The organism is Sphingomonas sp. S-NIH.Pt3_0716, from assembly GCF_003950715.1.
Taxonomy (GTDB): domain Bacteria; phylum Pseudomonadota; class Alphaproteobacteria; order Sphingomonadales; family Sphingomonadaceae; genus Sphingobium; species Sphingobium yanoikuyae_A.
In genome coordinates, this window is record NZ_QLJK01000003.1 from 29897 (window position 1) to 50360 (window position 20464).

The following is a 20464-nucleotide window of genomic DNA, read 5'->3' on the forward strand; positions in this document are numbered from 1 at the left end:
CGACGGTGGGTGAACCCATCGCCTGGCCGCGCGTTCTATCCCGTGGCGCGCAAAGCCGCTTGCCAGCGGACATCAATTTTGCGAGGCCGATTCTGTTAGTCAGTCAGGCGGATTTTGATGGCCTCCCTACCGTTCAAAGACAAGAAGACCAGGATTTCGACGCGCGGTGGCAGCCGCTCCTTCCGCAGCCAGTGGGCCATGTTCTTCCGCCAGTTCATGAAGCATCCCGGCATGATCGGTTCGGTCATCCCCTCCTCGTCGCAACTGGTCGCGCGCTCGCTGGACGGCGTCGACTGGGCACGGACCCGCCTGTTCGTCGAATATGGTCCGGGTGTCGGCACCTTCACCCAGGCCATTCTCGATCGCATGCACCCCGACGCGATCCTGCTGGCGATCGACCTCAATCTCGATTTCGTCGCCTATCTGGAAGATGCGATCGACGATCCGCGCCTGCGCGTCGTCCATGGCTCCGCCGCCGACGTGCGCCGCTTCGTCAAGGAAGCGGGCTATCAGAAGGCGGATTACGTCCTTTCGGGCCTGCCCTTTTCCACCCTGCCGGCGGGGGTGGGCGAAACCATCTGCGAAGAGACGCGCGCCGTGCTGCGGCCGGGCGGCAGCTTCATCATCTACCAATATTCGCGCTATGTCCGCCGCCTGATCGACCCGCTGTTCGGTCAGGTCAGCGACGAACTGGAATGGCGCAACATTCCCCCCTGTCGCCTGTTCCGCGCGGCCAAGGACGAGGCGCTGGCCCAGGCGGCCTGATCTTTCCTGATCTGTATCAATATCTGGCAGAAATTACGTAATTCGGCCTGCTGCGCGTTTGACTCCGCGCTGGACTTGAGCAACCAATTGCTTGGGGACAAGGGGGTTATATGGCGTCATACGCCGAAGGCAGCGATCCGTGGGCCGACCTCTTCCTGTCGGCTGCGCTGGATCCCGAACTCTGGGATGTTGCGCTGCGCGCAATGGCGCAAGCGACCGGTTCGCGCCATGGCCAACTGATCGGTTTCGGTCCGGGCGCCGCCGCCTTCAACTGGATCAGTGATGTTGCCCCGGACATTGTCGACAAGTCATCGATGATAGACGGCGCGGCGCCCGACCTCAATTTTCGGGTTGCGGCCGATCGGCTGCCCGGTCGCCCCGCGATCGTGCATGAAGCCCATTATGATGTCGCGCGCCAGACGCTGCGCGCGGACGATTATCTCGACCTGTGCAGCGACTATGACATTTTCCACGGTTGTCAGACGCGGCTGATTGCCGACGACAATGTGATGATCGGCTTCGCCCTGCTGCGCGGCGAGGGTGATGGCCGCACCAGCGTGGAACAGCGCGACCTGTTCGCCAAGCTGGCCGGCCATGCCCGTCATGCCGTTCGACTGCAGCGGGCGATCGAGCGGCAGGGTTTTGGCCTGTTGGCCGGTACGTTCGAAACCATGGATCGCGCCTGCTGGCTGCTCGACGCGACCGGGCGGGTGGGGGGCATGACGCCGCGTGCCGATGCCTTGCTGTCGACCAGCCGGCTGCGGATCGGCGATGGCTGGCTGCAGAGCGACCGGGGCGACGAGACGCGCGCAATTCTGCGATCCATCCGCGCGGTGGTGGATGTGCCGGTGCGCGAAGCCGATCCGGTGGCGCTTGCCGATGCCGATGGCGGCGTCGGCATCATGCTCGAATTTTTCCCCTTGCCATCCCGCCCCTGGGCACTGCCCTTTGCGCCGCATGCAATCATCGTCGCGCGGGTCGGCGCGCCGACCGAACGCCATGTTCGCCTGCTCATGCGCACTTTCCGCCTGACCCCGGCCGAAGCGGACATCGCCATCCATCTGGCCGCCGGCCTGACCCGCGCGGACATTGCCCAGCGGCGGGGTGTTTCCGCCGAGACGCTCAAGGCCCAATTGCGCTCCATCTATGACAAGACCGGGTGCAGCCGGGAGTCGCAACTGGTGCGCATCGTCGGCATGATGAGCAGCTGAATATATCCTTTTATTGCATAAATTTCGCAATTTACCCCTATCGGGGTATGCGCCCGCGCCGTTGAAGAGCTAGGTGATTCGACGAGGCAGGAGCATCTTGCCTGCCGACGGCCGATCCATATGCGACCCATGGGTCGGCCGCCGGCATCTCCTCCTGTCTCCCCACAATTCGTCAGGGTTCCGCCCCGCGACATTTTCGTGCTAAGCCGCTGCCGGATTTGAAGCGAGATTACCGATGAACGACCTGACGCAGACCCCCGAAATGCTGATCGCGCAGATGGGCGCGCGTGCGCGCCGCGCCGCCGCCCTGCTCGCGCCAGCCGGGGACGCGCAGAAGGTCGATGCGCTGCGTCGCGCCGCCCAGGCGCTGCGCGACCAGGCGCCCGCCATCCTCGCCGCCAATGCGCGCGACATGGACAATGGCATCGACAATGGCCTGTCCGCCGCGATGCTGGACCGGCTGCGGCTGGACGAGGACCGGATCGCCGCCATGGCCGCCGGCGTCGATCAGGTCGCGACCCTCGACAATCCGCTTGGCAGCGTGATCGACAGCAGCGTGCGCCCCAATGGGCTGGAGCTCAGCCGCGTGCGCGTGCCGCTGGGCGTCATCGGCATCATCTATGAAAGCCGCCCCAACGTCACGGCCGACGCCGCTGCGCTGTGCCTGCGCGCCGGCAATGCCGTGATCCTGCGCGGCGGCAGCGAGGCGAAGGAAAGCAACCGCGCCATCCACGCTGCCATGGCGGAGGGGATCGCCGCCGCCGGCCTGCCCGCCGATGCGGTGCAGCTTGTCCCCACCACCGATCGCGCGGTGGTCGGCGCGCTGCTGCGCGCGTCGGATTTCGTCGACCTGATCGTGCCGCGCGGCGGCAAGAGCCTGGTCGCGCGCGTGCAGGAAGAGGCGCGGGTGCCCGTGCTCGCCCATCTTGACGGCATCAACCACAGCTATGTCGATGGCGCGGCCGATCCCGCCATGGCGGAAAGCCTGGTCATGAATGCCAAGCTGCGCCGCACCGGCGTCTGCGGTTCGACCGAAACGGTGCTGATCGACCGGGCCTACGCCCATGCCCCCGCGCTGGTGAAGGCGCTGCTCGACGCCAAATGCGAAGTGCGCGGCGATGACGCGGTGCAGGCGATGGACGATCGCGTGATCGCCGCCAGCGACGAGGATTGGGACACCGAATATCTCGACGCCATCGTCTCGATCCGGCTGGTCGATGGCGTGGAAGAGGCGATCGCCCATATCGCCGCCCATGCCAGCCATCATACCGACGCGATCATCACCGAGGATACGGCGGTAGCCGAACGCTTTCTCAATGCCGTCGACAGCGCGATCGTGATGTGGAACGCCTCGACCCAGTTCGCCGATGGTGGCGAGTTCGGCCTCGGCGCGGAAATCGGCATCTCGACCGGCCGCCTCCACGCCCGCGGTCCGGTCGCGCTCGAAGGGCTCACCACCTATAAATGGATCGTGCGCGGTCGCGGCCAGGCTCGACCGTAAGGCATTTTGCGGGGTGAAGGGGGAGACTTACCCCTTCACTACCTGATCGATCGCCTTCAACTGCTTCAGCATCGGCCCGACCCAGTCGAGCTTCAGCATCACCGGCCCGTCCGACGGGGCATTATCCGGGTCTTCATGCGCTTCGGCGAAGATCGCCGCCACGCCCGCGGCCACCGCGCTGCGCGCCAGCAGCGGCGCATAGTCGCGCTGCCCGCCCGACGCCGACCCCAGCCCGCCGGGCTGCTGCACCGAATGGGTGGCGTCGAACACGACCGGATAGCCGGTTTCCGCCATCACCGGCAGCGCGCGCATGTCGCTGACCAGCGTGTTATAGCCGAAACTCGCGCCGCGCTCGGTCAGCAATATGCGCTCATTGCCGGTCGACGCGACCTTCTGCGCCACCGCCGCCATGTCCCAGGGGGCCAGGAACTGCCCCTTCTTGACGTTGATCACCGCGCCGGTCTTTCCCGCCGCGATCAGCAGGTCGGTCTGGCGACAGAGAAAGGCCGGGATTTGCAATATATCCACCGCCTGCGCCGCCGCCTCCACCTGTTCGGGGCCATGAATGTCGGTCAGCACCGGGCAGCCCAGCACCGCCTTCACCTCGGCCAGGATCGCCAGCCCCGCGTCGATGCCGACCCCGCGCTTGCCACTCACCGACGTGCGGTTGGCCTTGTCGAAGCTGCTCTTGAAGATGAAGGGGACGCCCGCATCCGCCGCCGCCTTGGCCAGCGCATCGGCCATGAACAGCGCATGGTCGCGGCTTTCGATCTGGCAGGGGCCGGAAATCAGGACGAAGGGCAGGTCGTTGCCGAAACTGATCGGGCCGACCTTCACATGCTTGGGATCGCTCATGCCGCTCACTTGGGCGCCTTTGCGAAGCGGCGCAACAATTGTCCGCGCCACAGCCCCTTGCCGGGATGATAATTCCAGCAGAACCAGCCAAAGGTCAGGCAGGCCAGCAGCGAGGGCAGCGCCATCGGATCGCCATTCGCCTTCATATGGCGATAGAATGTCATGTCGGCGCGCCACCGGTCGCGCTCGCTGCCGCCACCATTGATGCCGTACATATTGTCATGCTTCCTGCAACCGACATTCCGGTTGTATTTGCGATGGTCTATGAAATAGCAGTAGTCGCGTTCGGGCGTGGTCATGTCCCGATTAGGACCGGGGCAGTGCAGAAATTCAAGCGTAAAGTCTTTTACCTGGGTGGTTTCGATCCGCGCGGCGTCCGTTTCTATCACCAGCTCTATCGGGATCAGGCGGCTCGCTACACCGCGCTGACCGGCGAAGCGGTGGAGGTCAGCGCGCGCCGTGCTGGCCCCGCCAACAGCGCGATCTGGACCGTCACCAACGCCAGCGCCGGGGTCGAGACCGACTATGAATATCTCCGCTGGGAAGACCTGATCGGCAAGGTCTGGATCCGCCATCCCTTCACCCTCGCCTGGCGCGCTGCCCGCGCCTATGCCGGCCATGCCCGACTGATGCAGTTCGGCCGGATGCGCAAATTGCGCCGCGGCCCGGTGATCACCATCCTCTATCCGCCGATCCTGGCCGTGCTGATCCCGCTGCTGCTGGCGCTGGTCCCGGCGCTGCTGCTGTCGCTGCTGCTGCCCTTCTGGGCCAGCGCGCTGGTCGGCATCGGCATCAGCGCTTTCTTCTCCGGCCGCATCCTTAACAAGCTGGTCGTGCCCTGGCTGCTGCGCTTCATGACCTATCATGGCGCGCTCGCCGCAGACGGGCCGGGCGACGAGCTCAATGCCCGGCTCGACCAGTTCGCCGCCCGCATCGCGGCGGAGCTGGACGGCGACTGGGACGAGATCCAGCTCGTCACCCACAGCGCCGGCACCATATTGGGCATGAGCCTGCTGCGCCGCATCCTCGCGTTGCGCGGCGGCGCGCTGCCCGACCATTTCGTCATGGTCGGCATGGGGCAGGTGGTACCGGTCATCGGCCTGCGCCGCGACGCCGGCTGGTATCATGCCGACCTCAAGGCGCTCGCCGACCAGCCTTTCCGCTATGTCGACATCAGCTCGCCGCCCGACGGCGCGGCCTATTACAACGTCAATCCGCTGCGCCTTGTCGCCGATCAATTTGCCGCGCGGGTGGACATGCTATCGCCACGTTTCCATCTCTTCTACTTGGCCGAAAATTATCACGGGGGCTGGTCCAACAAATATGAGGCGCATTTCGATTATCTCAGGGTCGGCGACCGCCTGTCGCCGCTGGATTTCGTGAGCCTGACCGCCGGCCGCCGCACCGTGGACGAAGCCGTCGCCGCCTTCCGGACGATCCCGTGAGCGCGCCCTTCACGCCCCCCTATCCCGAGCCGCCCAAGTCGAAGCGCGGCCTTATCAAGCGCTTCCTGCGCGGCTGGCACAGCTGGATCCATGTGCTGTTCGACAAGAGCTACACGATGAAGATGGGCGAGATCCGCATGCCGGGTCAGACCATGTATATCGCCAACGAACTGCCGCTGGTCGACAAGATCCTCAAGGGCGGCACCGCCTTCCCCAAGCATAGCGAACTGGTCCGCAATCTCGATCCGCTGATCGGCAACTCGGTCTTCTCCGCCAATGGCGAGGATTGGGAAAGCCAGCGGGCGATGGTCAATCCCGCCTTCGCCCATACCGCGCTCAATCGCTCCATGCCGCTGATGGTCGCCGCCGCCGACGATCTGCTCGCCCGGCTCGACGCTGCCGATCGGACAAAGCCGGTCGATATCGACCCGATGATGACCCATGTCGCGGCCGACATCATCTTCCGCACCCTCTTCTCGCAGACGCTGGACGAGGAACGCTCCAACATCATCCACACCGCCTTCGGCCGGTTCCAGCGGCTCGCCCATTCGGCCTCGATGCTGCGCCTCTACGGCATTCCCGCCGGCTGGTTCGAGAAGCGCTCGAAAGGGCCGGCCCGCGCCATCCATGACGTATTCCGTCCGATCGTCGAGGCCCGCTACGAAGGCTATCATGGCCGGGGCGAGGCGCCCCATCGCGACATTCTCCAGTCGCTGATCGAGGTGCAGGACGCGCAGACCGGCGCCCATTTCACCTGTAACCAAGTGATGGAACAGGTCTCGACCATCTTCCTCGCCGGCCATGAAACCTCGGCCAGCACCATGACCTGGGCGCTCTATATGCTCGCCGAATGCGCCCATATCCAGGATCGGGTCCGCGCCGAAGTGGCCGGCACCGCCGGCGACGCAGTGCTGACCGCGCCGATGCTCAAGGATATGGGCCATGTCCGCAACATCTTCCGCGAAACGCTGCGCCTCTATCCGCCGGTCGCCTTCTTCCCGCGCGAAGTCACCTGCCCGATGGAGATGCGCGACAAGAGCCTTGAAGAAGGATCGATGCTGGTCGTCGCGCCCTGGCTGACCCAACGTAACAAGGATAATTGGGCCTGCCCGCACGCCTTCGACCCCGACCGGTTCGATGATCCCGCCAATGCCGACATGGTGAAACAGGCCTGGTTCCCCTTCGGCCGCGGCCCGCGCGTCTGCGTCGGCGCCGGCTTCGCCCAGCAGGAGGTGATGACCGTGATCGCCTCGGTCATCCGCCGCTACCGCCTCACCATCCCCGCCGGCTTCAAACCCGAACCCATCAGCCGCCTCACCATCCGCCCCAGGACCGGCATGAAGCTGCTGTTCGAGCGGGTGGGGTAACCCGACACTCGCAGATCCTCCCCTGCAAGGGGAGGGGGACCATTTGCATCGCAAATGGTGGAGGGGTGTCACGCTCTCGATAGGGGGATACCCCTCCGTCAGCGCTGCGCGCTGCCACCTCCCCTTGCAGGGGAGGATGGATTTGAGCTGTGCCCTATCGGCCCTGCGCTGCCGGCAGTTCCACCTGCACCTGCGTCGGGATCGGTGCCGCCATGATCGCGATTCCCGCGACGATGCCCAGTACGCCCCACACCCAGCGTTTCGCGCGCAGGTCCATGACGCCGCGCGCCAGGCAGTAAAGGCCGGCCAGGACCAGGATGATGGCGGCGATCATGCGACTTCCTCATTTGCGGTCTCGTCCTCGGGCACGACATCGACGGCGACGCTGATGCTCTGGCCCGATCCGCCGACGAACAGCCCGTCCATCGGCGCGACATCGGCATAGTCGCGGCCCATGGCGATGAACAGATGATCCTCGCCGGTGATGACGCCATTGGTGGGATCGAAGCCGATCCATCCGCGCGTCGGCCCGCACCACAGCATCACCCAGGCATGCATGGCGTCGGCGCCGACCAGCCGCGGCATACCCGGCGGCGGATAGGTGCGGAGGTATCCGCTGACATAGGCGGCGGGCAGGCCGACGAGGCGCAGCGCCACCACCATCACATGGGCGAAATCCTGACACACGCCATGGCGCGCGGCAAAGGCGTCGGCCACCGGCGTGCCGGCATCGGTGGCGCTGGGATCATAGGCAAATTCCGCCTTGATCCGCTGCGCCAGTTCCCATGCCGCCGCGACGATCGGCCGGTCGGGCGCCAGCATGTCGCCCGACCAGCTGCCGATCGCGTCCAGCATCGGCGCGCGGGGCGAGGCATAGAGGAATTGGGCGGGGGCAGAGGCGCTGATGTCGCGGTCGGCCAGCGCCGCGCGCGCGACCATGGCGATGCTGGGGTCGTCATCCTGCGGCAGGATCGGCGCGCCGCCCGCCACCCCGGCGCGGAACCGGCTCTCGATCGTCAATTGCCGTAATGGCTGGTCGATCACCAGCCGTTCGACATGCACCGGCCAGGCGCCCGGCCGCGCCTCGATCGACAGCGGCGCGGGATCGACGCTCAGGCTATAGTCGGCGGTCCATTGCCCGGCCCAGGCCATCGGCCGCAGCCGCACATTGAAACGGGCGACCCGCACCGGCGCGCCATAGCGCAATATGCTTCTGTGACGGACATGGTAGATCATGACAGCAGCTCTGCGCCCTCGACCTTTTCGGTCTTGCGGACCTGCAGGAAATAGCGCTGGCCGATCGCGTCGGACAAGGCGAGCAGCCGGCTTTCGATATCGGTCAGCGCCGCCATGGTCAGCATGTCGCCGGTCAGCGGCGCCAGCGTCGCCGCCAGCGCGCCGGCCAGCCGCTGCGGCTCCTCCGGCATGCCGTCGCCGCGCAGCGTGGGCAGGGCAGCGACATGCTCGGCAATGCACAGTGCCTGATAGGCGATCGATCGGGGGTTCTGCGGCTCCAGCGCCACCAGATCGCGCACCGGCGGCAGCGACGGGCCGGTCAGATAGCGGTTGCGATAGCTGATCTGGCTGTCATGCAGGTCGAGCAGGACGGTCAGGTCGTCGGCCGACGCCCAGTCGCTGCCCAGCAGCAAGGTCAGCCGGCATCCGGTGATCGCCCGCTCGATCCGCCGCCCCATATCATGGAAGCGCCACCCCTCGGTGCGCGCCATATTCTCCGCCGCCAGACCCGACAGCGCCGAAATCCGCTCGATCATGCGCGATGCCGCGTCCAGCAGCGTCTCGGTCACCGCCCCGTCGAACGCGGGCAGGGGCAGGCGCACCAGCCGCCAGAAATCGGTCGCCAGCCGATCGCGCAGCCCTTCGCCGATATTGGCGACGACGCCCATCAGCGCGCGCACGCTGCCCGGCTGGCGCGCATCGCCCAGCGCCTGCGCACATAGCGCGCCGACCGGCTGCGCCGCGTTTCCGGTCGCGCCCCACAGCGCCAGCTGTCCCGCCAGCCGCGCCATGGTCGGCGAATCCGACGATGGCCCCATATCGACCTCGATCGACTCGCCGATGACCGCGCGGATCACCCGCAGCGTCATTTCGGTCCGCTCGATATAGCGGCCCAGCCAATAGAGATTGTCCGCCGCCTTGGTCGGCAACAGCCCGCCGATCCGCCGGATCGCCGGCGCGCCGCCATCGCCGAGCAGCGTATCGGGCGGCACCGGCTGGCTGTCGATCACGCACATGTCGGCCGACATGTCGCCCTCGCCCATCAAGGCGGCACGGATATCGCCATGCGCGGCCAGCCGGGCGAAGGCGCCGGGCATGATCCGCCATTGCCCCAGCCCATCGCGCGCCACGAACACGCGCAGGGTGAAGGGCAGGGGCGTTAGCCGCCCACCGACGATCGCCGGGGTGGTGGACAGCTTCACCACCTCCTGCCCGACATAGTCCATCGGCCGCCGCGCCATCGCCTCCAGCAAGGTCATGCGCTGGTCCGCATCCAGCGTCGATCCCTGCACCGATCGCGCCGGACCAAGCCCTGCCGCATCCCGGTCGAACGCCGATGCCACCAGCAATTCGTCCAGATGGCCGGTCACATGGCCGCGCTCGCGCTCCTGCCCGCACCACCAGGTAGCGATATTGGGCAGCAGCAATTCGGTACCGAGCAGGGCTTTGGCCAGTTGCGGCAGGAAGGCGGCAAAGGCGCGCGCCTCGATCACGCCCGCGCCCGGCCAGTTGCTGACCATCAGTCCGCCGCGCGCGCAGGCATCATACAGGTCGGGCACGCCGATCCGCGATTCCCCGTCGAACGCCAGCGGATCGAGGAAGCGGCTGTCCATCCAGCGCCACAGCCCGTCGATCCGCTTCAGCCCCTCGATCGTGCGCACGAACAAGCGCCCATCGCTGACGATCAGGTCATCGCCCTCGACCAGCATCAGGCCCAGATAACGGGCCAGATGCGCCTGTTCGGCATAGCTCTGGTTGAACCGGCCCGGCGTCAGCAGGCCGATGCGCGGATCGGCGCGCTGGCAGTCGACCGCGAGACCCCGGCGCAGATCGGCGAAGAAGGGCGCCAGCCGCCGCGTGTTCATCGCGCCCAGCAGGTCGCCGGTCGCGCGCGACAGCGCCAGCCTGTTCTCCAGCGCATAGCCGACACCCACGGGCGTGCGCACCCGGTCGGCCAGCACGCGCCATTCGCCGTCCGGCCCGCGTCCCAGATCGGCGGCATAGAAATGGAGATAATGGCCGCGCGGCGGCGCCGCCCCGGTCATCACCCGCCAATAATGCGGGCTGCCGGTCACCACCGCGGCGGGCAGCTTGCCCTCGCGCACCAGGCTCTGGCCGCTATAGATGTCGCTGATCACCCGCTCCAGCAGCTCGGCCCGCTGCATCAGCCCCTGCTCGATCCGGGTCCATTCGCCAGCGCCGATCAGCATCGGGATCGGGCTCAGCGGCCAGGGCCGCTCCTGCTCGTCGCCGGTCAGACGGAACGCCAGGCCCAGATCCTGCGCCTGCCGCTCGACATTGCCGGCCAGCGTTGCGGGATCACCCTGTCCCTGTTCCGACAATCGATCCAGCATCGCCCGCCAGCGTGGCGCCATCTCCGCCAGCGCCCCGGCGAACAGGTCGCCGCCCGACGCGCGCGCCAGATAGTCGCCGGCCCAGCCGGACGCTTCGAGACCCGGCAGGACAGGCGAGTCGGTCATCGTCTAATATTCGGGATGCCTGAACCGAAGGTCCAGCGTCATCGGAAATTCGCTCGGGGGTTCGGCCGGCGGCATGTCGACCGGGCCGGGCGTATGGCCATGATCCTGGAACCGCGCCTTGCGCCGCGCCTCCGCCTCATAGCTGTTGATCGGCACATCGTCATAATTGCGCCCGCCCGGATGGGCGACATGATAGACGCAGCCGCCCAGCGACCGCCCGCTCCAGCTATCGAAGATATCGAAGGTCAGCGGCGCATTGGCGGGCAGGTTGGGGTGCAGGCAATTGGCCGGCGCCCACGCCTTGTAGCGGACGCCGCCCACCGCCTCGCCCGGCACGCCGGTTGGCGTCATCGGCACGCGCCGGCCGTTACAGCTGACGATATGGCGCCCGGCGACCAGGCCGGACACGCGGACCTGCAACCGCTCGGTCGAACTGTCGACATAGCGTACCGTGCCGCCGATCGCGCCGGTCTCGCCCAGCACGTTCCACGGCTCCAGCGCATGGCTGATCTCCAGCCCGACGCCGCCGGCCTCCACGCTGCCATGCACCGGGAAGCGGAACTGGCGCTGTGCCTCGAACCAGTTGGGATCGAAATCATAGCCCGCCTGGCGGAGATCGTTCAGCACCTCCAGGAAATCGGCCCAGACGAAATGGCCCAGGAAGAAACGGTCGTGCAGCGCCGTGCCCCAGCGCACCAGATTGCCCTGCTGCGGCTCGCGCCAGAACCAGGCGGTCAGCGCGCGCAGCAGCAATTGCTGGGCCAGGCTCATCTGCGGGTCTGGCGGCATCTCGAACCCGCGAAACTCGACCAGGCCCAGGCGCCCGGTCGGGCCATCGGGCGAGAACAGCTTGTCGATGCAGATTTCGGTGCGATGGGTGTTGCCGGTCACGTCGACCAGCAGGTTGCGGAACAATCGGTCGACCAGCCAGGGCGGCGGCAGCTTGTCCTCGCCATCGCGCACCGGATTGGGCACCTGCGCCAGCGCGATCTCCAGCTCATACAGGCTGTCGTGCCGCGCTTCGTCGATGCGCGGCGCCTGGCTGGTCGGGCCGATGAACAGGCCGGAGAAGAGATAGGAGAGCGCGGGGTGCCGCTGCCAATAGAGGACGAAGCTCTTGAGCAAGTCCGGCCGGCGGATGAACGGGCTGTCGTTCACGCTCGCCCCGCCCAGCACCAGATGATTGCCGCCACCGGTGCCGACCGACCGGCCATCGACCATGAACTTGTCGGCGGTCATCTTCACGTCGCGGGCATCCTCATAGACACCCTGGGTAATCGCCACCGTCTCGGCCCAGCTTGTCGCCGGCTGGATATTCACCTCGACCACGCCGGGGTCGGGCGTCACCTTCAGCACGTTGACGCGCGGGTCGGACGGCGGCGCATAGCCCTCGATCCGCACCGGGATGCGGGTCGCCTCGGCCACCTTCTCGACCTGCGCAATCAACTCCAGATAATCGTCCAGCGTCTTCACCGGCGGGATAAATACCGACAGGAAATTGCCGCGCGGCTCGACCGTGACGGCGGTGCGCACGGCGCCTTCGATGAACACCTGTTCCTGCCGGTCCTGATGCTCGGCGGCGGCGATTTCGGACCGCTCGAACCGTTCTACCGGCGCTTCCGCCTCGGCACGATAATCGGCCAGCGGTTCACGCGGTTCGCTCGTATCCTGCGGGTGGATATAGGGGAAATCGGACGGCGGCACATAGGGCAGTGTGCCCAGCGGCAGGCGATAGCCCAGCGCCGAATCCCCCGGCACCGCGAACAGCGCCTTGCGCCGCACCTTCCACACCTCGCTCTGCCAGCGCGGCGCACTCGCCTGTGTCTGCCAGCGCTGGATCGGCAGCACATAGCCGACCGTCTTGCTAAGGCCGCCCTCGAACGCGCGCACCATCCGGCTGCGCTCCTCGGGATTGTCGAACTTGGGGTCGCCCGGCTCGGTATTGGCGGGCAGTTCCGCCTCCTTCACCGACCAGGCCAGCGCATCCTCGAACACCGGCTGGACGAAGTCCGTCTCGACCCCCAGCCCGTCCGCCATGGCGGTCAGGAAGCGGCCGGCATCCTCGGCGGTAATGGTCGTATCGCCCGCCTCCGGCTCGCCCGCGATCAGCCCGGCATCGCGCCAGATCGGCACGCCGTCCGCCCGCCAGTAGATTGAATAGCCCCAGCGCGGCAGGCTTTCGCCCGGATACCATTTGCCCTGGCCATGGTGCAGCAGCGCGCCCGGCGCGAAGCGATCACGCAGCCGCCGGATCAGCCGGTCGGCATAGCCCGCCTTGGTCGGCCCGACCGCATCGCCATTCCATTCGCCCGCCTGCGGATCATCGACCGCGACGAAGGTCGGCTCGCCGCCGGTGGTCAGCCGCACATCCTGCGCGATCAGGTCGGCGTCCACCTGCTCGCCCAGCGCCATTAGCGACGCCCAGCGCCCCTCGGTAAAGGGCTTGGTGATCCGCACCGCCTCGGCAATGCGGCTGACATTCATGGCGAAATTGAAATCGACCTCGGCCGGCTCGGCCATGCCGCTGATCGGCGCTGCGGACCGATAATGGGGCGTGGCGCAGAGCGGGATATGCCCTTCGCCCGCAAACATGCCGCTGGTCGCATCAAGCGCGATCCAGCCGGCGCCAGGCACATAGGCTTCGGCCCAGGCATGCAGGTCGACCACATCCTGGGTGACGCCCTTGGGCCCCTCGATCGGCTCGACGTCGGCAACAAGTTGAATCGAATAGCCCGACACGAAGCGCGCGGCAAAGCCCAGCCGGCGCAGCAGTTGCACCAGCAGCCAGGCGGAATCGCGGCACGATCCGGTGCCGATGTCCAGCGTCTCCTCGGGCGTCTGCACCCCGGTTTCCATGCGGATGACATAGCCGATGCGCTGCTGCAGCTTGCTGTTCACATCGACCAGGAAGTCGATCGTCCGTCCCTCGAACGCGGCATGCTGCGCGACCAGTTCCTCGAACAGCGGCCCCTGCGCCTCGACGTCATAATAGGCCGCCAGATCGGTCTCCAGCTGCTCGTCATAGCTGAAAGGGTAATTTTCCGCATAGGGTTCGACGAAGAAGTCGAACGGGTTGATGATATCCAGATCGGCCAGCAGGTCGACCTCGATACTGAAATGATCGACCGGATCGGGAAAGACGATCCGCGCCAGCCAGTTGCCGTGCGGGTCCTGCTGCCAGTTGAGGAAATGGTTCGCCGGCTCGATCTTCAGCGCATAATTGGGAATCTTGGTGCGACTGTGCGGCGCGGGCCGCAATCTTATCACTTGCGGACCCAGACGGATCGGGCGGCTATAGCGATAGGCGGTCAGGTGGTGCAGCGCGGCCTTGAGCATGATGCGATCAGAAACCACGCTTTGCTGCAATGCAATGCGAAACTGTCGCCTCGCCAAAGATTCTCGCAATTTCCGTTCGCGTCAGCCCCGGCCATCCCCTCATTTAACCGACGTCATCCCGGAGTTGGTCCTGACTTCCGTCAGGATAGCGCAGGTCGTTATTGGCAGGGAGCCACCAAAAGCGGCTGTAAAATCCTCCTTGCAGGGGAGGATGGTCTGACAGCGACCAGAAGCTGACGTTTCTCATTCCTCCCCAAGCTTGTCTTGGGGAGGTGGCAGCGCGAAGCGCTGACGGAGGGGAATGGCGTAAACGCAACGCTATTGCCCCTCCACCGCCTTCGGCGGTCCCCCTCCCCAAGCAAGCTTAGGGAGGATTTTCGGGCAGTCCGCAATCCACCCATCCCGGCCATTCGGTCCGCACTGAATTTGTCCACGCGGCCGAACCCCTATTTCCCCTCCAGCCTTTGGCTGAAATAGACCATCTGCATCGCCTGCAACCGCGCGCCCTGTTCGATATCGGCGTCGCCCGAATGGCCGCCGGCGGTGTCCTCGTAGAAAAGATAGGGCAGGCCATAGTCCTTCAGCCGCGCGGCGAACTTGCGCGCATGCTGCGGCCCGACCCGGTCGTCCTTGGTCGTGGTCCAGATATAGGGCGTGGGATAGGCCACCCCCTTGCGGATATTGGCATAGGGCGAGATCTTCTCGAGAAACGCCTTCTCCTCCGGCACCGACACGCTGCCATATTCATCGACCCAGGATGCGCCGGCGGCGATCTGCTCGTATCGGATCATGTCGAGCAAAGGCACCTGGATCACCACCCCGTTCCAGAGGTCAGGATGCTGGTTGAACTCCACCCCCATCAACAGCCCGCCATTGGACCCGCCATAGATGCCGAACTTCCTGGGGCTGGATAATTTGCGGGCGAATATATCCTGCGCCACCGCCGCGAAATCATCATAGATGATCTGGCGCTTGGTCTTCAGGCCCGCCTCATGCCAGGCCGGGCCGAACTCGCCGCCGCCGCGGATATTGGCCAGCACGAAACTATTGCCCCGCTCCAGCCACAGCTTGCCGGTGATCGCGGCATAGCTGGGCGTCATCGGCACCTCGAAGCCGCCATAGGCGGTCATGATCGCCGGCGTGCTGCCGTCGGGCGTCATCCCCTTCTTGTGGACGATGAAATAGGGAATCTTGGTCCCGTCGCTCGACACCGCCTCGAACTGTTCGACCACAAGGCTTGCCGCATCGAAGCGCGCCGGCATCGCTTTCACCTGCACCGGCTTGGGGTCGGCCGCATCCATCGCCCACAGCGTCGTCGGCGCCAGGAAACCAGCCACCGCCAGATAGGCCTTGTCGCTCTTGTCGGATGCGGCGACCGTGCTGATCGTCGCATTGTCGGGCAGGTCGACCGGCTGCGCGCTCCAGCCCCTGGCCCCGCGCGCATAGACCCGCACCCGCCCGCGCACATTGTCGTTGAGGCTCAGCACGACCCGATTCTGCGTCGCCACCACCCCGTCGATCGACTGGCGCGGCGTCGGCGCGAACAGGATTTCGGGCGTCAGCACGCCACCATCCTGCAGGGCTTTCAGCGCCACGCTCGCCAGCGCGCCGGCCGGCACGGTCACGCCGCCGCTGGTCCAGGCTTCGCTGGTCTGGATCAGCACCTGCCCGTCGACCATGCCCTGCAACTGGCTCTTGGTCGGCAGCGCCAGCCGTTTCGTCCCCTGCGCCGTCAGCAGCCAGGTCTTGTTGCCGAAGAAGGTGACGCCGCGAAACAGGAAAGCCGCCCGATTGCCCTGTCCATCGCTCAGCAGGATCGGCATCGACATGAGCTGGTCGTCGGCCGCGCCGCGAAACACTTCTTGTGCCTCGTCCAGCTTCTGCCCGCGCTTCAGCGTCTTGATGATGAAGGGATAGCCCGACTTGGTCAGGCTGTCCGCGCCCCAGTCGCGCGACAGCAGCAGGCTGTCCTTGTCCAGCCAAACCGCATTCTGCTTGGCATTGGGAATGTCGAACCCGCCCGGCACGAACCGGCCGTCGACCAGGTCGAACTCGCGCAGCCGCACCGCATCCTCGCCGCCGTCCGACAGCGCCAGCAGCGCGATCCGCTCCTCGGGATCGAGGATGGTCGCGCCCTTCCACACCCATTTCTTGCCCTCGGCCCTGGACAGCGCATCCAGGTCCAGCACGGTCGTCCAGCTCGGCGACGCCGACGCATAATCGGCCTCGGACGTGTAGCGCCACACGCCCTGCGGATGGTCGGCATCGCGCCAGAAATTATAGATGCGGCCATGGATCAGCATCGGCATCGCGATCCGGTCCTTGGCCGATGCGATCGCCAGCGCGTCTTTGTAATAGCCGGCATAGCGCGGATCGCCTTGCAGCGTGGCGACGGTCGCCTTGTTCTCCGCCTCCACCCACTGCATCGCGCGCGGCCCGGTCCAGTCCTCCAGCCAGACGAACGGATCGTCCGCCGGAGCAGGGGCGGGCGCAGCAGCGCCGGTCAGCAAGGCAGCAGAAACCATCGTCAAAAACCTCTTCATTGCGCCCCCCTTTTGTTGTCCTCAATCCCGCGCGAACTGTCCCTTCAGATAGCGCCGCCGCAGCACCGCCCCCGCCACCAGCAAGGGCAGCGACGCGGCACAGGCGACCAGCCCCAGCAGCATCGGCGACCAGCCCATCAGGCTATGAACGCCAAAGGCCGACGGCAGGATCAGCAGCAGCGCACCCAGCGTCAGCAGCCACAGCCCCCAGCGCCGCGGCCGCACCGCCACCATCCGCATCTCGTGCCGCAACGCCTTGCGCCGGGCCTTCTCGGAATCGGGATGGGGTGGGGCGCTGTTCTGCACGATCGGCCTCTTGCTGGATCTCCTTCCAATTATGGTCTCCATCGCCCCGGCGCAAGGCGATCGGCTCGCGAGGGGCTTCCCCTGCCGCTGTGCTTGCGCTATCCAATGCCCATATCCCCGGGGGACCGTCCGCAGACGGTTGAGAGGCGGCTTTGTGGCCGCGACCCGCTGAACCTGATCCAGTTGACACTGGCGTAGGGAGGGAAGCGCGTCGTGCCACTCGTCCCGTGACACCGCCCGCACTCTCTTTCCGCCTGAAGGAGAGAGAAGTTATGGCAGACGTCCCCGCCCGCACCGAAATGCGCGTCACCACCGGGCCCATTCGCGGCTCGAAGAAGATCCATGTCGGCCCGCGCAAGGTCGCCATGCGCGAGATCCATCTGGAACCGGGCAGCGGCGAGCCGCCGGTCCGCGTCTATGACACGTCCGGTCCCTACACCGATCCGGACGCGCATATCGATATCATGGCGGGCCTGCAGCAGTTGCGCCGCGACTGGATCCGCGAGCGCGGCGATGTCGAGGAATATGACGCGCGCGCGATCAAGCCGGAGGATAATGGCCTGAAAGGGCCGGACCGTTCGGGCGGCGTCCAGCCCTTCCCGAACGTGGTGAAGCGCCCGCTGCGCGCCAAGTCCGGCCAGAACGTCTCCCAGATGCACTATGCCCGCCGCGGCATCATCACCCCGGAAATGGAATATGTCGCGGAGCGCGAAAATCTGGGCCGTGCCCGCCTCGCCGAATATGTCCGCGACGGCGAAAGCTGGGGGGCATCGATCCCCGACTATGTAACGCCGGAATTCGTGCGCGATGAAGTCGCCCGTGGCCGCGCGATCATCCCGTCGAACATCAACCACCCGGAATCCGAGCCGATGGCGATCGGCCGCAATTTCCTGGTGAAGATCAACGCCAATATCGGCAATTCGGCGGTCGCCTCCGACGTCGCGTCCGAAGTCGACAAGCTGGTCTGGTCGATCCGCTGGGGCGCGGACACGGTGATGGACCTGTCGACCGGCCGCAACATCCACGACACCCGCGAATGGATCATCCGAAACTCGCCCGTGCCGATCGGCACCGTCCCCATCTATCAGGCGCTCGAAAAGGTCGGCGGCATCGCCGAGGAACTGACCTGGGACATCTTCCGCGACACGCTGATCGAACAGGCCGAACAGGGCGTCGACTATTTCACCATCCATGCCGGCGTACGCCTGGCTTACATCCCGATGGCGGCCAGGCGCGTCACCGGCATCGTCTCGCGCGGCGGCTCGATCATGGCGAAATGGTGCCTGGCGCACCACAAGGAGAGCTTCCTCTACGATCATTTCGACGAGATCACGGAGATCATGAAGGCCTATGACATCGCCTATTCCTTGGGCGACGGCCTGCGCCCCGGCTCGATTGCCGACGCCAATGACGAAGCGCAATTCTCCGAACTCTACACGCTGGGCGAACTGACCCACCGCGCCTGGAAGCAGGATGTGCAGGTGATGATCGAAGGGCCGGGGCATGTCCCCATGCACAAGATCAAGGAGAATATGGAAAAGCAGCTGCAGGTCTGCGGTGAAGCGCCCTTCTACACCTTGGGGCCGCTCACCACCGACATCGCGCCGGGCTATGACCATATCACGTCAGGCATCGGCGCGGCACAGATCGGCTGGTATGGCACGGCGATGCTCTGCTACGTCACCCCCAAGGAGCATCTGGGCCTGCCCGACCGCGACGATGTGAAGGTCGGCGTCGTCACCTACAAGCTCGCCGCCCACGCCGCCGATCTTGCCAAGGGGCATCCGGCCGCCAAGGTCCGCGACGACGCGCTCAGCCGCGCCCGTTTCGAGTTCCGCTGGCGCGACCAGTTCAACCTGTCGCTCGATCCCGACACCGCCGAACAATATCACGACCAGACCCTGCCGGCCGAAGGCGCCAAGTCGGCGCATTTCTGCTCCATGTGCGGCCCCAAATTCTGCTCGATGAAAATCACGCAGGAAGTCAGGGATTTCGCGGCAAAGAAGAACCAGCCCGCCGACGGCTTCCTGGCGGCGGGCCTGACCGGCGCCGAAGTCGCCGAAGCCAGCAAGGCGGCGGCCTTGAAAGGCATGGAAGAGATGAGCAAACTCTTCAAGGAAACCGGCAGCGAACTCTATATGGGCGCTGGCGGTCGGGAGCATGATTGAGATAGTACTAATGGGTAGCTGATCAGCTAGGGGTTTTTATGTTTAGCGCGCTTGTCCAAGCTCTGTTCGCGTTTGTGCTTACCGGCATTGTCGGCGCCAAATTAGCTCACGGCTGGCAAGCGCGCGCGTCGAAAGAAACCAGGTTTTTCGAAGCCTCCAAAGATATGTATCAGCAGATGGTAGCTGCCGCAGATCAATTATCAGATTTAGCTGGTCGACGCCTTTATGCATCCCAGAGACTATGCCTTGTTTCCAGTGACGGTGCGTTGCACCGTGAGGCGGTAGAGCGGTATAAAGCTATTGTTCTTGAATGGAATGAGAGGTTGCTCACGATTGAGCTTTCTATTCGTACTAAATTTAGAAATGCATCATTGTATGAATTTGAAAATTTGCAAAATGAACTGTCCGAAATAAATAGGAATATAGAAAGTTTTATTTCTAGAAATTCATCAAGAAGTAAGAACAGAATTTTGAACGACGTAAAAATCGTGCGAGCAAAATTTTTTCAATTCACACAATCTATGATGAAGGAGGCGCAAATTTTGCATCGCCAGATGCATTTTGGTGTTAAAGTACCTTACGAAGCTGAAGCGCTTGATAAGATGTCAACGCAAAATCTGATCAAGCTTCTTTTCACGTCTCGCATAGAGAGCCAATCCATAGTTCGCTCGCCGACGGACTTTGGACTGCCAGTTAATGTCGGGGATGCGCGGTTTGGGATACACGAGTAGGGCGGCAATCTGTGCGGCTTGATCCAACGTTAAATCCTCATCCTCCAGCTGCCAAGCGTAAGGATCGATGGCGTCAGGAAATAGGGCTTTTGCAGCATCTAATGCCCCTCGGAGGCCCGTGCCAAAATATGCGACTCCCAAATATATTCGTAATATCTCAAGCTTAGTAAATTTGCGCTGTAATAGCACAGTGCCGAACCATTCCCTCACTTTGCGACGTATCGTTCGCTCATAGCGATCTGAAATTGTCCGAAAAAGCTGCATGTCGATGGTGCTGGCGCCGCCGTGTCGTTTGCGGGTAAGTAGGCGCTGCGTTTCCCTTATAACTGACAACCAGTCCACACCTGCATGCTCGAAAAACCGTCTGTCTTCCAACAGCAGAACCATCTTCTCCAATTTAGTCAGGCGCGGTTGTTGGTTGATCCCCCAACGCTCTAAATCGATCTTCAAAATTACCTGATGGATGCGTATCAGTGATGATCGGATACTGGGTTTTTGCGGACGCATAAGGATATTTTGC

15 protein-coding genes and 1 riboswitch are annotated in these 20464 nt (G+C 64.8%); of the genes, 6 read left to right on the forward strand and 9 right to left on the reverse strand.

Annotated elements, in window-relative coordinates:
- The first annotated feature begins 117 nt into the window (after positions 1–117).
- From BRX37_RS02875 to BRX37_RS02885, 3 genes are all read left to right on the forward strand, one after another.
- Positions 118–765, forward strand: coding sequence for a class I SAM-dependent methyltransferase (locus BRX37_RS02875; RefSeq protein WP_010335491.1), 648 nt, complete (start codon positions 118–120; stop codon positions 763–765).
- Positions 766–875: 110 nt separating this feature from the next.
- Positions 876–1976 carry a helix-turn-helix transcriptional regulator gene (locus BRX37_RS02880; RefSeq protein WP_125985439.1) on the forward strand — a complete coding sequence of 367 codons (1101 nt, stop codon included), beginning with the start codon at positions 876–878 and terminating at the stop codon, positions 1974–1976.
- A 235-nt stretch (positions 1977–2211) separates the two neighbouring features.
- Positions 2212–3477 carry a glutamate-5-semialdehyde dehydrogenase gene (locus BRX37_RS02885; RefSeq protein WP_125985440.1) on the forward strand — a complete coding sequence of 422 codons (1266 nt, stop codon included), beginning with the start codon at positions 2212–2214 and terminating at the stop codon, positions 3475–3477.
- 27 nt (positions 3478–3504) lie between these two features.
- Here BRX37_RS02885 and kdsA read toward each other — a convergent pair whose 3' ends face one another.
- Both kdsA and BRX37_RS02895 read right to left on the reverse strand, forming a co-directional pair.
- Positions 3505–4332, reverse strand: a complete 828-nt coding sequence (kdsA, locus tag BRX37_RS02890) for a 3-deoxy-8-phosphooctulonate synthase (RefSeq protein ID WP_125985593.1) — start codon at positions 4330–4332, stop codon at positions 3505–3507.
- Between the two features lie 5 nt (positions 4333–4337).
- Positions 4338–4631, reverse strand: a complete 294-nt coding sequence (locus BRX37_RS02895) for a hypothetical protein (protein WP_004209421.1) — start codon at positions 4629–4631, stop codon at positions 4338–4340.
- 21 nt (positions 4632–4652) lie between these two features.
- On the opposite strand from BRX37_RS02895, the gene BRX37_RS02900 reads away from it, so the two are divergent.
- Complete coding sequence (locus BRX37_RS02900; RefSeq protein ID WP_125985441.1) at positions 4653–5777, forward strand: hypothetical protein; 1125 nt, start codon at positions 4653–4655, stop codon at positions 5775–5777.
- Complete coding sequence (locus BRX37_RS02905) at positions 5774–7144, forward strand: cytochrome P450 (RefSeq protein ID WP_125985442.1); 1371 nt, start codon at positions 5774–5776, stop codon at positions 7142–7144. Before BRX37_RS02900 ends, BRX37_RS02905 begins: the two co-directional genes overlap by 4 nt.
- Positions 7145–7298: 154 nt before the next feature.
- On the opposite strand, the gene BRX37_RS02910 is transcribed toward BRX37_RS02905, so the two are convergent.
- The 6 genes from BRX37_RS02910 to BRX37_RS02935 all read right to left on the reverse strand — a co-directional run bounded on the left by BRX37_RS02910 (position 7299) and on the right by BRX37_RS02935 (position 17045).
- The gene (locus BRX37_RS02910) at positions 7299–7478 is read right to left on the reverse strand and encodes a hypothetical protein (RefSeq protein ID WP_125985443.1); all 180 of its coding nucleotides are present in this window, start codon (positions 7476–7478) and stop codon (positions 7299–7301) included.
- On the reverse strand, positions 7475–8380 hold the full coding sequence (locus tag BRX37_RS02915) for a transglutaminase family protein (protein ID WP_125985444.1): 906 nt from the start codon (positions 8378–8380) through the stop codon (positions 7475–7477). Before BRX37_RS02915 ends, BRX37_RS02910 begins: the two co-directional genes overlap by 4 nt.
- Positions 8377–10860 carry a circularly permuted type 2 ATP-grasp protein gene (locus tag BRX37_RS02920; RefSeq protein ID WP_125985445.1) on the reverse strand — a complete coding sequence of 828 codons (2484 nt, stop codon included), beginning with the start codon at positions 10858–10860 and terminating at the stop codon, positions 8377–8379. Before BRX37_RS02920 ends, BRX37_RS02915 begins: the two co-directional genes overlap by 4 nt.
- Before the next feature lie 3 nt (positions 10861–10863).
- Positions 10864–14196, reverse strand: a complete 3333-nt coding sequence (locus tag BRX37_RS02925) for a transglutaminase family protein (protein WP_125985594.1) — start codon at positions 14194–14196, stop codon at positions 10864–10866.
- Positions 14197–14642: 446 nt separating this feature from the next.
- Positions 14643–16739 (reverse strand): prolyl oligopeptidase family serine peptidase, encoded by a 2097-nt coding sequence (locus BRX37_RS02930; protein WP_125985446.1) that lies wholly within the window; start codon positions 16737–16739, stop codon positions 14643–14645.
- 21 nt (positions 16740–16760) lie between these two features.
- A complete protein-coding gene (locus BRX37_RS02935; protein WP_234831857.1) occupies positions 16761–17045 on the reverse strand; it encodes a hypothetical protein in 285 nt (94 codons plus the stop codon).
- A gap of 108 nt (positions 17046–17153) precedes the next feature.
- Positions 17154–17263, forward strand: a riboswitch (TPP riboswitch).
- A gap of 54 nt (positions 17264–17317) precedes the next feature.
- Here BRX37_RS02935 and thiC point away from each other — a divergent pair.
- Positions 17318–19213, forward strand: a complete 1896-nt coding sequence (thiC, locus tag BRX37_RS02940) for a phosphomethylpyrimidine synthase ThiC (protein WP_125985447.1) — start codon at positions 17318–17320, stop codon at positions 19211–19213.
- A 605-nt stretch (positions 19214–19818) separates the two neighbouring features.
- Here thiC and BRX37_RS27555 read toward each other — a convergent pair.
- The gene (locus BRX37_RS27555; protein WP_125985448.1) at positions 19819–20451 is read right to left on the reverse strand and encodes a biosynthetic peptidoglycan transglycosylase; all 633 of its coding nucleotides are present in this window, start codon (positions 20449–20451) and stop codon (positions 19819–19821) included.
- Positions 20452–20464 lie beyond the last annotated feature (13 nt).

Bases quoted from the DNA above. Each gene is read 5' to 3' on its own strand.
- BRX37_RS02875 (WP_010335491.1), top strand. From the start codon at position 118: ATGGCCTCCCTACCGTTCAAAGACAAGAAGACCAGGATTTCGACGCGC.
- BRX37_RS02880 (WP_125985439.1), top strand. From the start codon at position 876: ATGGCGTCATACGCCGAAGGCAGCGATCCGTGGGCCGACCTCTTCCTG.
- BRX37_RS02885 (WP_125985440.1), top strand. From the start codon at position 2,212: ATGAACGACCTGACGCAGACCCCCGAAATGCTGATCGCGCAGATGGGC.
- kdsA (WP_125985593.1), bottom strand. From the start codon at position 4,332: ATGAGCGATCCCAAGCATGTGAAGGTCGGCCCGATCAGTTTCGGCAAC.
- BRX37_RS02895 (WP_004209421.1), bottom strand. From the start codon at position 4,631: ATGACCACGCCCGAACGCGACTACTGCTATTTCATAGACCATCGCAAA.
- BRX37_RS02910 (WP_125985443.1), bottom strand. From the start codon at position 7,478: ATGATCGCCGCCATCATCCTGGTCCTGGCCGGCCTTTACTGCCTGGCG.
- BRX37_RS02915 (WP_125985444.1), bottom strand. From the start codon at position 8,380: ATGATCTACCATGTCCGTCACAGAAGCATATTGCGCTATGGCGCGCCG.
- BRX37_RS02920 (WP_125985445.1), bottom strand. From the start codon at position 10,860: ATGACCGACTCGCCTGTCCTGCCGGGTCTCGAAGCGTCCGGCTGGGCC.
- BRX37_RS02925 (WP_125985594.1), bottom strand. From the start codon at position 14,196: ATGCTCAAGGCCGCGCTGCACCACCTGACCGCCTATCGCTATAGCCGC.
- BRX37_RS02930 (WP_125985446.1), bottom strand. From the start codon at position 16,739: ATGAAGAGGTTTTTGACGATGGTTTCTGCTGCCTTGCTGACCGGCGCT.
- thiC (WP_125985447.1), top strand. From the start codon at position 17,318: ATGGCAGACGTCCCCGCCCGCACCGAAATGCGCGTCACCACCGGGCCC.
- BRX37_RS27555 (WP_125985448.1), bottom strand. From the start codon at position 20,451: ATGCGTCCGCAAAAACCCAGTATCCGATCATCACTGATACGCATCCAT.